Source organism: Microbispora rosea (assembly GCF_900156315.1).
GTDB classification, from domain to species: domain Bacteria; phylum Actinomycetota; class Actinomycetes; order Streptosporangiales; family Streptosporangiaceae; genus Microbispora; species Microbispora rosea.
Genome location: NZ_FTNI01000042.1, coordinates 14,912 through 28,659, shown reverse-complemented (window position 1 = coordinate 28,659; position 13,748 = coordinate 14,912). Strand labels below are relative to the sequence as shown.

General features: G+C 71.8%; 15 protein-coding genes. 9 read left to right on the top strand and 6 right to left on the bottom strand.

Annotated features, from left to right (window positions below):
- Positions 1-69: 69 nt before the first annotated feature.
- Both BXA11_RS37895 and BXA11_RS37890 read right to left on the bottom strand, forming a co-directional pair.
- A complete protein-coding gene (locus BXA11_RS37895) occupies positions 70-654 on the bottom strand; it encodes a DUF4865 family protein (RefSeq protein ID WP_239105310.1) in 585 nt (194 codons plus the stop codon).
- Positions 655-682: 28 nt separating this feature from the next.
- Positions 683-1,240: a TetR/AcrR family transcriptional regulator gene (locus BXA11_RS37890; RefSeq protein ID WP_076442541.1), complete on the bottom strand. Its 558-nt coding sequence runs from the start codon at positions 1,238-1,240 to the stop codon at positions 683-685.
- A gap of 176 nt (positions 1,241-1,416) precedes the next feature.
- Here BXA11_RS37890 and BXA11_RS37885 point away from each other — a divergent pair, with 176 nt between their 5' ends.
- Together BXA11_RS37885 and BXA11_RS37880 are read left to right on the top strand one after the other, a co-directional pair.
- Positions 1,417-2,040: a lysophospholipid acyltransferase family protein gene (locus BXA11_RS37885; protein ID WP_051762661.1), complete on the top strand. Its 624-nt coding sequence runs from the start codon at positions 1,417-1,419 to the stop codon at positions 2,038-2,040.
- 58 nt (positions 2,041-2,098) lie between these two features.
- Positions 2,099-3,721, top strand: a complete 1,623-nt coding sequence (locus BXA11_RS37880; RefSeq protein ID WP_076442516.1) for a penicillin-binding transpeptidase domain-containing protein — start codon at positions 2,099-2,101, stop codon at positions 3,719-3,721.
- 125 nt (positions 3,722-3,846) lie between these two features.
- Here BXA11_RS37880 and BXA11_RS37875 read toward each other — a convergent pair whose 3' ends face one another.
- Complete coding sequence (locus tag BXA11_RS37875; protein ID WP_076442514.1) at positions 3,847-4,347, bottom strand: SRPBCC family protein; 501 nt, start codon at positions 4,345-4,347, stop codon at positions 3,847-3,849.
- 225 nt (positions 4,348-4,572) lie between these two features.
- Between BXA11_RS37875 and BXA11_RS37870 the strand changes: the two genes are divergently transcribed.
- Together BXA11_RS37870 and BXA11_RS37865 are read left to right on the top strand one after the other, a co-directional pair.
- Positions 4,573-4,917, top strand: a complete 345-nt coding sequence (locus BXA11_RS37870) for a YciI family protein (RefSeq protein ID WP_030511893.1) — start codon at positions 4,573-4,575, stop codon at positions 4,915-4,917.
- Positions 4,895-6,127, top strand: coding sequence for an RNA polymerase sigma factor (locus tag BXA11_RS37865; protein WP_076442512.1), 1,233 nt, complete (start codon positions 4,895-4,897; stop codon positions 6,125-6,127). The genes BXA11_RS37870 and BXA11_RS37865 overlap by 23 nt, the downstream gene beginning before the upstream one ends.
- A 102-nt stretch (positions 6,128-6,229) precedes the next feature.
- Here BXA11_RS37865 and BXA11_RS37860 read toward each other — a convergent pair whose 3' ends face one another.
- Complete coding sequence (locus BXA11_RS37860) at positions 6,230-6,487, bottom strand: DUF3040 domain-containing protein (RefSeq protein WP_030511891.1); 258 nt, start codon at positions 6,485-6,487, stop codon at positions 6,230-6,232.
- Positions 6,488-6,622: 135 nt separating this feature from the next.
- Here BXA11_RS37860 and BXA11_RS37855 point away from each other — a divergent pair, with 135 nt between their 5' ends.
- Positions 6,623-7,747: an Rv2578c family radical SAM protein gene (locus BXA11_RS37855; protein WP_076442510.1), complete on the top strand. Its 1,125-nt coding sequence runs from the start codon at positions 6,623-6,625 to the stop codon at positions 7,745-7,747.
- Positions 7,748-7,880: 133 nt separating this feature from the next.
- Here the strand turns inward: BXA11_RS37855 and BXA11_RS37850 are convergent, their stop codons facing one another.
- Entirely contained in the window at positions 7,881-8,492 is a 612-nt protein-coding gene (locus tag BXA11_RS37850) for a TetR/AcrR family transcriptional regulator (protein ID WP_239105307.1), read from the bottom strand.
- A 160-nt stretch (positions 8,493-8,652) separates the two neighbouring features.
- Here BXA11_RS37850 and BXA11_RS37845 point away from each other — a divergent pair, with 160 nt between their 5' ends.
- From BXA11_RS37845 to BXA11_RS37830, 4 genes are all read left to right on the top strand, one after another.
- Entirely contained in the window at positions 8,653-9,303 is a 651-nt protein-coding gene (locus tag BXA11_RS37845) for a CatB-related O-acetyltransferase (protein ID WP_076442506.1), read from the top strand.
- Positions 9,304-9,347: 44 nt separating this feature from the next.
- On the top strand, positions 9,348-10,631 hold the full coding sequence (locus BXA11_RS37840; RefSeq protein WP_076442504.1) for an erythromycin esterase family protein: 1,284 nt from the start codon (positions 9,348-9,350) through the stop codon (positions 10,629-10,631).
- 121 nt (positions 10,632-10,752) lie between these two features.
- The gene (locus BXA11_RS37835; RefSeq protein WP_076442502.1) at positions 10,753-11,436 is read left to right on the top strand and encodes a class I SAM-dependent methyltransferase; all 684 of its coding nucleotides are present in this window, start codon (positions 10,753-10,755) and stop codon (positions 11,434-11,436) included.
- 116 nt (positions 11,437-11,552) lie between these two features.
- On the top strand, positions 11,553-12,914 hold the full coding sequence (locus BXA11_RS37830; RefSeq protein WP_076442500.1) for a glycosyltransferase family 4 protein: 1,362 nt from the start codon (positions 11,553-11,555) through the stop codon (positions 12,912-12,914).
- A gap of 57 nt (positions 12,915-12,971) precedes the next feature.
- Here the strand turns inward: BXA11_RS37830 and BXA11_RS37825 are convergent, their stop codons facing one another.
- Positions 12,972-13,733: an SDR family NAD(P)-dependent oxidoreductase gene (locus BXA11_RS37825; protein ID WP_076442498.1), complete on the bottom strand. Its 762-nt coding sequence runs from the start codon at positions 13,731-13,733 to the stop codon at positions 12,972-12,974.
- Between the last annotated feature and the right edge of the window lie 15 nt (positions 13,734-13,748).

The following is a 13,748-nucleotide window of genomic DNA, read 5'->3' as shown; positions in this document are numbered from 1 at the left end:
CCGCGAGACTCGTTCTCGCGGGGCGCCGTGTCTTTCACCGTGTCTTTTCCTCACGGTTTTCCGTGGCTTTCACCAGGCCCTGCCCCGGGGCAGGCTCACCAGGCCGGGCGCGGACAGGTGCAGCACCTCGTAGCGTTCTGCGCCCGCGTACGCGCCGGGCACCTCCCGCTCCCACAGCGCGAACGTCAGCAGCCGCCAGTGGTGCGGGTCCACGGCGAGGGCGGCGGTGTGCAGGCCCTCGGCACGGCCCAGCTCACGCAGTTCGGCGAGGGCGCCGGCCACCTGCTCCGTCAGGCCGGCCGTGGCGGGCATCTGGGTCAGCCGGCGCGACGCCGCGCGGGGCGCCGCCCCGCGGGCCTGGCCCGCCTCGCCGGCCAGGCCCGTCCAGTGCTGCACCACCGGCCTGCCGAAGTCGCCGACGATGCCCTGGAAGCCGCCGCCGCCGACCAGGAACTCACCCATCCTCCCGGTGTCGTGCCAGAGGTAGAACGGCGCGTACTGGTTGACCGGCGACCCGGCCACGCCCCGCTCGCGAATCAGGTAGGCCTTGAGGCCGAGCCCGGGCCGCTCGTCGAGGGCGTGGCCGCGGGTGGCCACCCGCTCGCGGATGATCCTCATGTCGTAGTCGGCAGGCAGGGTGATCTCGTACTGCATCGCGTACACGGCGGCCTCTTCCGGCGGCTCAGGGGCGGGACAGCAGGGCGAGCACGCCGTCGACGGCCTGGTGGAACGGCTCGGACGTGCCGGCCGCGCGGGCCACGACGTATCCGCCCTGCAGCACCGCCACGATCGTCGCCGCGGTCGGTCCCGGATCGAGACCGGCGCCGAGCTCGCCCCGGTCGCGCCCCTCGGCCAGCACCGCCGCGAGCCGGTCGCGCAGCCACGCGAAGGTCTCCTCCACCGGCCGCCGCAGCGCCGGATCGGCCATGACGTCGGGGTCCTGGGTGAGCCGGCCGATCGGGCAGCCCCGCAGCACCTCCCGCTCGCGCCGCAGGTAGGCCGACACGCGCTCGACGGCGGTGCCCGGGCCGCCCAGGATCTCCTCCACCCCGGCCCGCATCTCCTCCGCCGTACGGCCGATCGCGGCCAGCGCGAGATCAGGCTTGCCGGAGAAGTGGTGATACATGCTGCCCTGACCGGCTCCCGCCCGCCGCTGGATGGCCCGCGGACTGGTCCCGACGTAGCCGCGTTCCCACAGCAGTTCGCGGGTGCTCTCGATCAGACGGTCCGGCGTGCTCACGTCGTACATACTAGTAGGTACAGCGGAGTGTTGGTGAAGCCGTACAAAACACGAGGCAGTGTGTTGCAGGGGTCATACACCTGAACAGGGGTCCGGGCGGCCTAGGGTATGTCCGTCGGACCGGAGAAGGAGAGGCCGTGCTCTACCCCGCCCTGAAGTTCGTCAGCGTTCCCGTCATGCACGCGCTGTGGCGGCCGCGGATGGAGGGACGCGAGCACGTCCCCGCGCACGGGGCCGCGATCATCGCCTCCAACCACCTGTCCGTGCTCGACTCGTTCTTCATGCCGGCCCTGGTGCCGCGCATGGTGCGGTTCGTGGCGAAGAAGGAGTACTTCACCGGCAACCCCCTCTTCGCGGCGTGGATGCGCTCGATGGGGGCGATGGAGATCGACCGGGAGAACGTCTCCGCCGCGCAGGACATGCTCGACGCCGCGGTGGAGGTGCTGAAGGCGGGCGAGGTGTTCGGCATCTATCCCGAGGGCACCCGCTCCCCTGACGGCCGGCTCTACCGGGGGAAGGTCGGCGTGGCCTGGCTCACGCTGACCACCGGCGCCCCGGTCGTGCCCGTCGCGATGCTCGGCACCGAGAAGGTGCTGCCGCCCGGCACCTCGGTGCCGCGTCTGCACAGCATCGGCGTGCGGTTCGGCGAGCCGATGTCCTTCACCGGCGACCCGGGCAGCGCCAGGGACCGGCGGAGGGTGACCGACGAGGTCATGGCGGCGATCCAGCGCCTGTCCGGCCAGGAGTACGTCCCCCGGTACGCCGCCAGCGTCAAGGGCGCCGGCGAAGCCGGAGTGTGATTGTCGGGAGGGGCGCTAGGCTCTGAACCCGACCACAGGGCCGTCATTGGGGGTGCGTGTGCCGCGAGGACGTACCGTCGCGATCTCGGCCGCCGTGGCCGTCGTGCTGGCCGGAGGGGCCGCAGGGGGCGCCTACTACGTGCTGCACACGCGCGGCACGCCACAGGAGACCGCGGCCCGGTTCACCGCGGCCTGGTCGAGGGGCGACCTCGCGGCGATGAAGGCCGAGCTCGCCTCACCCGCCGCCGGCTTCGACGCGGCGTACGCCGAGCTCACCAAGAACCTCGGAGTGGCCAAGGTCGCCGTCCGCGACGTACGGGCCGGCGCGGCTGAGGACGACCGGGCGACCGCCTCCTACACGGCCACCGCCACGGTGAAGAACGTCGGCGACTGGACCTACAAGGGCTCGCTCAGGCTCGTGGTCAAGGACCACTACTGGAAGGTCGACTGGTCGCCGTCCGCGGTCCATCCCGCGCTCGACGGGACCAACCACCTGGCGCTGAAGACGTCGTGGCCGCAGCGGGCCGCCGTCACCGATGCCAACGGCGACCGCATCGACGGCGGCGACGTGGGCGGCTCGGTGCAGCAGCTCGTGGGCTTCCTGGACAAGGCGAAGGACAAGGACGTCGCGAAGCTGGGCACGGCCTACAAGGAGGGCGACGCCGTGGGCCGCGGCGGCCTTCAGGAGACGTTCCAGAAGCAGCTCGCAGGCACCCCCACCACCGAGATCCAGGTGGTGGGCGAGAGCCGGAAGACCCTGCACAGCGTCGAGGGTTCCCCCGGCAAGGACCTGCGGACCAGCCTCGACCTGAAGGTGCAGAAGGCCGCCGCCGACTCGGTACGCGACCTGGACAAACCGACCTCGCTCGTCGCCATCAGACCCTCGACGGGCGAGATCCTCGCCGTCGTGAACAACAGGGGCGGGTTCAACCGCGCGCTGGACGGCAAGTACGCCCCCGGATCCACGTTCAAGACGGTCACGGCCGCCGGGCTCCTGGCCGAGGGACTGACGCCGTCGAGCCGGGTGACCTGCCCCGAGGAGGCGGTCGTCGGAGGGCTGAAGATCCGCAACTCCGACCACGAGGCGTTCGGGTCGCTGTCGTTCCTCGACTCCTACGCCCACTCGTGCAACACGACGTTCGCCCCGCTCGCCGCGCAGAAGCTGGGCGCGCGCAAGCTGTACGACATGGCGACGGACCTCGGCTTCAACCAGCCGCTGCGCATCGGCGTCCCGGCGACGCCCGGCAGCATGCCGAAGGCCGCCAGCGACGCCGAACTCGCCGCGGAGGCGTTCGGGCAGGCCAGGATCACCGCGAGCCCGCTGGTGATCGCGACCGTGGCCGCGGCGGTGGCCGACGGCTCCTGGCGGCCACCCACGCTGGTGCCCTCGCTGGAGCAGAAGACCGATCCCAAGAAGCTGCCGGCGGACGTCGTCAAGAACCTGCGGTCGATGATGCGGGCGGTCGTCACCAAGGGCACCGCCCACGGCGCCGGGCTGCCCGCGGGGACGGCGGGCAAGACCGGCACCGCCGAGTTCGGCACCGGGCCCAAGCTCGACTCGCACGCCTGGTTCATGGGCTTCCGCGGCGACCTGGCCTTCGCCGTCGTCGTGGAGGCGGGCGGTATGGGCGGCGAGGTGGCCGCCCCGGTCGCCACGCACTTCCTCAAGTCCCTGTCCTGAGGCCGAGGCGGGGCGAGCCTGGCGCCGAGCGCGACAGGCGCCCGCCGGACCCAGCCGTCACCCGGATCTGGGCGTCACCGTGACCGTGGCACGCCGCGTCTCGTACGCGGCCCGGGCGCGTGCGGTCAGAGCGTGCGCCGCCTGATCGCCGCCTCGAGGTTGTCCAGCTCGTTGCCACGATGGGCGCGGTGCTGCCGCGTCCAGGTCTCGTCGTGGAGGGGGTCGAGCGTCATGACCAGGTTCGTGCGGTCACCGGCGGGCTCGATGTCGATGGTCGTCAGGTGCTCGTACGGCTCGTGGCCGGGCACGAAGTCGATCAGCGACAGGTAGGCGAGGCGGGCCGGCGGCGCGACCTCGGTGAACGTCTTGTGGAACTCGGTGGACAGCGCGTTGCCGGTGTCCCGCACGAACGCGACCTGTTCCGGCGAGGTCGCGGTCATGGTGTACCGCAGCCGGCCGCCGGGCCGCAGGTCGAGCTCGCTCACCCGGATGTCGAACCCGTCGGGGACCCACCACTCCTCCAGGCCGGCGGCGGTGGTCAACAGCTCCCAGACGAGCTCCGCCGGAGCGTCGTAGATGCGCTCGATGCGGGCGGTGCCGGTGCTGGGCGTGAGTTCGGTGGTCATCGGTTCTCCTCGTTCTCCGGGTTCCTGCGGGTTCCTGCGGACCCCTGCGGGCTCTGCCTTGCCGTCCGCCGGGCGGATCCGCCGGACGGTTCCGCAGCAGTGACGAACGGCCGAGCGCCGGACGGACACCCCCGATGGAAAAAATCGGCCGGCGGTCGCTGTCCGTCCACGGCGACGCCGTTCGTCTGATACTTGACGCGGCACCGACCCGTGACTGGAGGACTCATGCAGTACGCATTGCTGGCCTACAACCCGGCGGAGGACACGGACCGGGCGGCGCGCCCGATCCCGGGTGCTCTCGCCACCATGCTCGACCGGCCGGAGGTCACCGGCTGGGCGCGGCTCCACGCCGACGGGTCGGCGACGACGCTGCGCAACGACGAAGGACGGGTGCTGCTGACCGACGGGCCGTTCATCGACAGCAAGGAGTACCTCGCCGGCCTGATCCTGATCGAGGCCGACGACCTCGACGGGGCACTCGCCACCGCCAGGGAACTGCTGGGGACGACCAGGCCCGGCACCGCGATCGAGGTGCGGCCCATCCTCGATGGGCGCCTCCGTGGCGCTTGACGCCGTCTTCCGCGACCAATGGGGCCGCGTGCTGGCGACCCTGGTCGGGATCCTCGGCGACATCGAGCTGGCCGAGGACGCGGCCGCGGAAGCGTTCGCCGTCGCCGCCGAACGCTGGCCGGGCGACGGGGAACCGGCCAATCCCACCGGCTGGCTCGTCACGACCGCGCGCAACCGCGCCATCGACGACCTGCGCCGGCGGCAGGTCCTGGCCGGCAAGACGAAGCTGCTCATCCGCGACACCGAGACCGGGCCACAGCCGCCGGAGGCACTCATGGACGACGCCGCCACCATCCCGGACGAGCGTCTGGAGCTCGTCTTCACCTGCTGTCACCCGGCGCTGGCCCTCGACGCGCAGGTGGCGCTCACCCTGCGCACCCTCGGCGGCCTGTCCACCGACGAGATCGCGCTGGCGTTCCTCGTCCCGTTCGAGACCATGAGCAAGCGACTCACCAGGGCCAAACACAAGATCCGCGACGCGGGCATCCCGTTCGCCGTACCGCCCGATCACCAGCTGCCCGACCGGCTGGCGGCCGTCCTCGCCGTGGTCTACCTGATCTTCAACCAGGGCTGGGGCGGCGGCCGCGTCGACCTCACCGCGGAGGCGATCCACCTCGCCCGGGCGCTCGCCGACCTGATGCCGGACGAACCCGAGGTCCTCGCGCTGCTGGCGCTGATGCTGCTGCACGACGCGCGCAAGGGGGCCCGCCTGCGCGACGGACGGATCGTCCCCCTCGACGACCAGGACCGCTCTCTGTGGGACATACGGCAGATCGACGAGGGCCGGTCACTGCTGCGGCGGGCCATGGCACGAGGGCGCTCAGGCCCCTACCTGGTCCAAGGGGCCATCGCCGACCTCCACCTCCAGGAACCCCGCGACTGGCGGCAGATCGCCGCGCTGTACCAGACGCTCGCCCGGCAGACCCGCTCGCCGATCGCCGAGATGAACCGGGCCATCGCCGTGGCCGAGATCGACGGGCCCGAGGCGGGCCTGGCCGTCCTCGACCGCCTCGACCTGGGCCACTACCGATACTTCCACTCCACCCGCGCCGAGCTCCTGCGTCGCGCCGGCCGCGACGCCGAGGCTCACGACGCGTACGGCCGGGCGCTCGACCTCGCGCAGACCGAGCCGGAACAGCGTTTCCTCGCCGAGCGGCTGGCCGAGACCGCACCCTCCGTCCGGAGCGAGCCCGGCCGCGCCGGCGGATGACGGGTGCGTCACCGGCTGTGCCCGGCGTGGCCGCCGAGGGGACGCGCGGCCCCCGCCCGCGCGGTCCTGGCTCCGCTCGGCGGGGAAAGCTCCGGGACCCCTCTAGACCGGGAGAGCGGCGGCGTCGTGCCGCAGGGCCATGACCAGCAGGGTCGCGATCAAGGTGGCGATGAGCAGCCAGCTCACCGCGATGATCACGGTGGAGCGGCCCGGCCGGCGGCGGCCCGCGCCTCGCCCCTGCCGTCCATGCTCCGCACGGTGGTTGAACGACTCCAGCCTGGCCGCAAGCTTCGGGTCCTCGTCGGTGAGGTGCCGCTCGATCATCGCCAGCATCCGCTCTTCGTCCTGCGACCAGGCCATCGCGCAACTCTCCCAGAACGCAAGGTATGTGCCGACGTTCTGCCCAACGATGAAGATCGTTAGCCGTTTCGAGGGCCGCGATTTACGACGCGTTGCATGTTGCGATCTCCATCGAACCTCTGTTCTAATCGGAGGGTGCGGTGGGACGGGCTGCGGCTCGAAACGGGGGAAGGCGGGCAGGGAGAGACGACTCCCCTGTTCGCCCGGTCGGCCGTGGCCCGCACCTTCGACACCCCGGAGTTCCGAGGCGTCACCTTCTACGAGATCCACGCGCGGTCGGTCATCAACCGGGTCCCGTCGGCCAGCCGGGTTCCGTTCGAGTGGACGATCAATCCCTACCGCGGCTGCACCCACGCGTGCACGTACTGCTTCGCCCGCAGGACGCACGAATACCTCGACCTGGACGCCGGGCGGGACTTCGACTCGAAGATCGTCGTGAAGGTCAACGCCCCCGACCTCGTACGCAGGGAACTGGCGGCGCCACGGTGGGGCGGGCACCCCATCGCCATGGGGACCAACGTCGACTGCTACCAGCGGGCCGAGGGCCGCTACCGGCTGATGCCGGGCATCCTCGAGGCCCTGCGGGACGCCCGCAACCCGTTCTCGATCCTCACCAAGGGCTCACTGATCCTGCGCGACCTCGGGCTGCTCGCCGAGGCGGCAGAGGTGACCGACGTCAGCACGGCCGTCTCGATCGGGTTCACCGACGAGTCGCTGTGGCGGGCCGTCGAGCCGGGCACCCCCTCGCCACGCAAACGGCTGGAGGTGTGCGCCACGCTGAACGAGCACGGCATCCCCTGCGGGGTGCTCATGGCGCCGATCCTGCCCTATCTGTGCGACTCCCCGCAGGCGCTGGAGACCACCGTGCGCCACATCGCCGAGACCGGCGCGACGCACGTCACGCCGATCGTGCTCCACCTGCGGCCGGGTGCGCGCGAGTGGTTCATGGCCTGGCTGTCGCGCGAGCACCCCCGGCTCGTCCCCCGCTATCTCGAGTTGTACGGCCGGGGCGCCTACGCGCCCAAGGCGTACCAGGAACGGATCGGCCATGCCGTGCGCGAGCTCGCCCGGAAGCACGGCATCGGCCGGTCGGCCTCGCGCGGCGATCGCGCGTCAGAAGCACGTGGCGGCGCCGCGGCAGGGGCACGTCGCGGCGCCGCGGCGGGGACGCGCGGCACTCGTGCCGGGCAACGGCCCGGTGAGCGGCCGACTCCCGCGCCCGCACCGGCCGCGCCGCCCGAACAGCTCACGCTCCTTTAGGCGGGCGTCGGGGTAGGCAGCCGGCGGCGGTAAGCGACCGTCGGGGGTAGGCGGGCGCCGGCGGTAGGCGGCCGTCAGGGGGATAGGCGGAGGCGCGGCCGCTTCTGCTCGGCCCCGGAGCGGACCGGGCCGGTCAGGTGTCACCGGCCGGTGGCGGCACGGCGAAGGCGCCGGCGGATGCGGCGAGAGCGGCGGTTCTGGCCGCCTGGCCGGGCAGGTCCGGGCCGGGCGGCGTGCGGAGAAGCACCAACTGGTGATACACGGGCGCGGTGGCGGCGATGAGCAGCCGCCGGGCGTCCGTGCCCAGCGGGAGTTCGGCGCGCTCGACGGCCCGGCGGACGATGACCTCGCACCGGGCGTACCGGTCCTCCCAGAGCCGCCGTTGGGCGTGGTCGGCCTGCTCGGAGCGGAACGAGGCGGCGATCAGGGCCGCCACGATCGGCGGCTCCGCGACGAGCGCGTCCTGGATCTCGCGGTTGAGTGCCGCCAGGTCGCCCTCCAGGGAACCGGTGTCCGGGGGCTGCCAGGCGTCGTCGCCCGCCGCGTCCAGGACGTCGGCGAGCAGGCCGCCGACGTCTCCCCAGCGCCGGTACACCGTCGCGCGGTGCACACCCGAGCGGGCGGCGACGGAGTCGACGGTGAGCCCGTCATAACCGTGCTCCCCGAGCTCGGCGAGCACCGCGTCGAGCACCTGCCTGCGGATACGGGCGCTACGGCCGCCGGGGCGGCGCTGGGGCGGTGGCACGGGCCTGGCGCCCTCCGGCTCTGGTGCGGAAGAAGTCATCGCTGGTGGTCCGGTTGCTCAATGGAACGACGGCGTGTCAGTATCTTAACGCACCAATTGTCGCAGTAGTGATGCCATCGTCTCTCATCCGAAGCGTTGGCCAGGAAGGAAACGACGCGCGATGCCGGCTGTGCCCCCCGACCCGACCGTGCTGCATCCGATGCCCGGCCAACCGCGGGTGGTGCTGCTGAAGCCGCTGATCACCTCGCCGCTGATCGAGGTCGGCGAGTTCTCGTACTATGACGACCCGGACGATCCGACCGCGTTCGAGACCCGCAACGTGCTCTACCACTACGGGCCGGAGAAGCTGGTCATCGGGAAGTTCTGCGCCCTGGGCGAGGGCGTGCGGTTCATCATGAACGGCGCCAACCATCGCATGGACGGGCCTTCGACGTTCCCGTTCCCGATCATGGGCGGCTCCTGGGCGGAGCACTTCGACCTCATCACGGGCCTGCCCGGACGGGGCGACACGGTGGTGGGCAACGACGTCTGGCTCGGATACCGGTCGATGGTGATGCCGGGCGTACGCATCGGCCACGGAGCGATCATCGCCTCCGGCTCGGTCGTCGCGGACGACGTCCCCGACTACGGCATCGCCGGCGGCAACCCCGCCCGGCTCATCCGCCGCCGCTACGGCGACGCGGACATCGAGCGCCTCCTCGCGCTGGCCTGGTGGGACTGGCCGCTCCAGCACATCACCGGCCACATCCGCACGATCATGTCCGGAAGCATCGACGACCTGGAGAACGCGGCGCCGGTACTCCACGAATGATCCGGCGCTTCAGAGTTCCAGCACTTGCGAATCGAGTCATCAGCATGCCTGCCTCCTCACCCCACAACCCGTTCGCCGACCTGCTTCGCGCCCATGCCGTCCCGCTCACCCACCTCGACCCGGCGGCGCCGCTCGACGACCTGGAACCGCTGCGCGACATCGTCGGCGACGCGCGCGTCGTCGCGCTCGGCGAGAACTCGCACTTCATCACCGAGTTCTCGCTGCTGCGCCGGCGCATCCTGCGCTTCCTGGCCGAACGCTGTGGCTTCACCGTCCTGGCCTTCGAGTACGGATTCAGCGAGGGCTTCCCCCTCGACGCCTGGGCCCAGGGCCAGGGGACGGACGACGACCTGGACGCCCAGCTCGCCGCGGCCATTCCTGTGGGAGTCGCGGAGCCGCTGCGCTGGATACGCCGGCACAACGCCACCGCCGAGGTGCCGGTGCGCTTCGCCGGGATCGACGTCCCCGCAGCCGGCGGCTCGCTGCTGCCCGCCCTGACCCCCGTCGCCGACTACCTGCGGCGGATCGACCCCGAGACCCTCCCGCTGGTCCAGCAGGCCATGCGGATCGCCGAGTCGTTCGCCGGAGCGTCCGCCGCCTCGGCCGCGCCGGCCTGGACCCGCTTGGCCGCCGCCGAGCAGGACGCTCTCAGTGCGATCCTGATGCGCCTGCTCATCCGGTTCCGTGCCGTCGAGGTGCTGTACGTCTCCCGCAGCGACCGGCGCAGTTACGAGATCGCTCTGCGCCGGATCGAGGCCGCCTGCCACGCCGACTACGGCTTTCGGGCCATGGCCGGCCTGTACGCCGGCACCGGCCTGACCGCCGACACCTCGGCCCGCGACGTCTACATGGCCGGGTCGGTCCTGTGGCACCTGGAGCGCTTCGGCCCCGGCACCCGCATCGTGCTGGCGGCCCACAACGCCCACATTCAGAAGACGCCGGTCTCCTTCGACGGCCACCTCACCGGACTCCCCATGGGACAGTACCTCCACCGCTGCCTGGCCGATGACTACGTCGCCCTCGCCCTGACCAGCATCACCGGGCACACCGCTGATATGCGTCCCGATGAGAACGCCCGCTTCGGGTTCGCCATCGACAACACCGAGCTGGAGCCGCCCGAGCAGGGCAGCATCGAGGCCGCCTTCGCCGATGCCGGGCTCGGGCTGAGCATGGCCGATCTCCGCCGGGCGGGTGCGGAGTCTTCCGGCGGCGCAGGCCCCGACCGCATCCGGATCCAGAGCGCCTACGTGCACACCCCCGTCCTCGACGCGTTCGACGGCATCGTCAACACGCCGGTCTCCACCGTCGCCGGCGACATCGAGAACTGAAGCCCCAGAGAGATTCGGGGCCATGAGGCAAGTTCGTCGCGACCGTCGTCACCGGCCGCTTCGATCCTCCTCGCGGGCGCGCAGCCCCGGACGGTTGTCCGTGCGGATACGATCGGCGGCCGTGGATGACGACGCCGAGGACTTCGTCCGCGCGCACACCAGGCTCGCGCCCGTGCCGTACGTGCCGGAGATACGACTGCGCCTGATCACGCCCGGGGCCGTGCCCAGCGGTGCGCCCGGCACAGGGCCGGCCGCGGGCGGCGACGATCATGTGTACGAGTTGTGGGAGCGCGCCGGGCGGCTGCCCTTCTGGGCCTGTCCCTGGGCCGGAGGGCAGGCGCTGGCCCGCCACGTGCTCGACCATCCCGAGATCGTGCGGGGCCGCACCGTCCTCGACCTCGCCACCGGCTCGGGGCTGGTCGCGGTCGCCGCGGCGCTGGCCGGAGCCGCCCTGGTCGTCGCCAACGACGTCGACCCGTACGCGCTGGCGGCCGTCGGCCTGAACGCCCGCGCCAACGGCGTCACGGTGCGGGTCGCCGAGGGCGACCTGCTCGACGGGACGCCGTCCCAGCAGGTCGTGGTGGCGGGGGACGTGTACTACGAGGAGCCGCTGGCCCGGCGGGTGACCCCGTTCCTGTCCCGGGCCGGCGGCGATGTCCTTATCGGGGTGCCCGACCGCGCCTGCTCATACCTTCCGGACGGTGTGTTCGAGCAGGTCGGCGTGCATCACGTGCCCGCCTTCCTGGAGGACACCCCCAGCAAACGGACAACCATATATCGGGTTTCCACACACTGTGTGACCTAGCTCACAACAACGGGACAACTGCCGGTTACGTCATAGGGAAGGGGATCTTCAGCTGACACGAACGGGGCGTGACTGTGTCTTCTCTTCACCGCAGGGTGGCAAGGAAAGCGGCCAGGATGGTCATACGGGTGCTGGAGGCCCGTGACCGGCAGCGTGCCCGGTCGGCGCCGCCGCCCGACGGTCACGAGATCCGCATCCTGCTGCTGCACGCCAACGGCATGGGCGGCACGATCCGCACGGTCTTCAACCTCGCCGGACATCTGGCGCGCACCCACGATGTCGAGATCGTGAGCGTCGTGCGGGAACGCGAGGAGCCCTTCTTCCCCGTTCCTCCTGGAGTGCGGGTCCGCTACCTCGATGACCGGCTGCCCCGCCGCAAGGGCCTGCTGTCGCGGTTCCCGAGCAGGCTGGTGCCGAAGGACGAGGCGGCCTACCACTGGTTCACCCTGCGCACCGATCTCAGGCTGGTCCGCTACATCCGCTCACGCCGCCGCGGCATCCTCATCGGGACCCGGCCCGGCCTGAACCTGATCGCCGCGCGCTTCGCACCCCCGGAGATCATCACGGTCGCCCAGGAGCACGGGAACCTGTCCTCGCACCAGCCGCAGGTGCGCAAGCAGATCACCCGCACCTACGGCAGGCACGACGCGGTCGTCACCCTCACGCAGGCCGACCTGCGCGCCTACGAGCGGTCCTTCGAGAAGGCGCGCAGGGACCGGCCCGCCGTGCTGGCGCAGGTGCCCAACGCGACGCCCCGCCTCGACGGCGGCGTCTCGCCGCTCACCGCGAAGACCGTCGTCACGGTCGGCCGCCTGACCTGGGGCAAGGGCTACGACCTGCTCATCCGCGCCTGGGCGCACGTGGCGGCCCGGCACCCGGAGTGGACGCTGCGGATCTACGGCGGCGGCCCCCGGCAGGACAAGCTCCAGGCGTCGATCGACAAGCGCGGGCTCTGCGATCGGGTGTTCCTCGAAGGCCCGGCCGAGGACGTCGGCGCCGTCCTCGCCGACGCCTCGATGTTCGTGCTGAGCTCGCGCCACGAGGGCATGCCGATGGCCATCCTTGAGGCGATGAGCAAGGGCGTCCCCGTGGTCAGCTACGACTGCCCGACCGGCCCCAGAGAGATGGTCACCCACGGCCACGACGGCCTTCTGGTGAAGGCGGAGAAGATCCACGCGATGGCCGACGCCATCTGCACGCTGATCGAGGACGAGGACCTGCGCCGCCGGATGGGCGCCAACGCGCTGAAGACGGCCGCGCGCCACGACCTCGACGTCATCGGCGCGCGCTGGGAGGACCTGCTGTCCGGCCTGGTGGCCCGGCGGCACGCTCTCCCGCCCGCAGGCCCGCTCGCGTACGGGCCGGCCGGGGCGAGCGAGGACGACGCCGGGGAACGGCCCGGCTCTCCCGACGCCGCCGCGCCGCACGCCGCCCGTACGCCGGAGGGGCGGACGGCACGCCTCAGCCAGAGCGCCTGAGCCACGCGCGCGCGGCCGCGTCCGGGGATCGCGGGAGGACCGCCGGGGGCGCCACGGTCACAGGAGGATGCCGCCGGAGACCTCGACGCGCTGACCGGTGATCCAGCCGCTCCCGTCGGCGAGCAGGGCGCCGATCGCGCCCCCGACGTCGGTGGGCTCCCCCACCCGTCCCAGCGCGGTCTGCGACGCGAGCATGGCGCGGAACCCCTCGTCGTCCCGCATGATGCCGCCCGCGAAGTCGGTGGCCACCGGGCCGGGGGCGACGGTGTTGACCGTGATGCCACGCGGCCCGAGCTCCTTGGCGAGGTATCGCGTCAGCACCTCCACCGCGCCCTTCACCGACGCGTACGCCGCCTGCCCCACGCTCGTGAACCTGGTCAGCCCGGTCGAGAGGTTGACGATCCGGCCGCCGTCCGCGATGAGGGGCAGCAGCTTCTGCGTGAGGAAGAACACGCCCTTGAGGTGCACGTCGATCAGGGCGTCGAACTCGCTCTCGGTCGTGTCGGCGAACGCCGCGGTGACCGCGATGCCGGCGTTGTTGACGAGGTAGTCGAAGTCGTCCCGGTGCCACCGCTCGCGCAGGGTGCGGCGCAACTCGTCGGTGAAGTCGTCGAACCCCGCCACCACCGCGGTGTCCAGTGACAGCGCCACCGCGGTGCGGCCGAGCCCGGTCACGGACTCGACGACCTCCTCGGCCTGGTCCTTGCCGGCCCGATAGGTGACGACGACGTCGACGCCGCGCTCGGCGAGGGCAAGTGCCGTGGCACGCCCGAGGCCCCGGTTGCCGCCGGTGATGAGGGCGATTCGCTGAGAGGTCATGATGGAAGCTCCTGG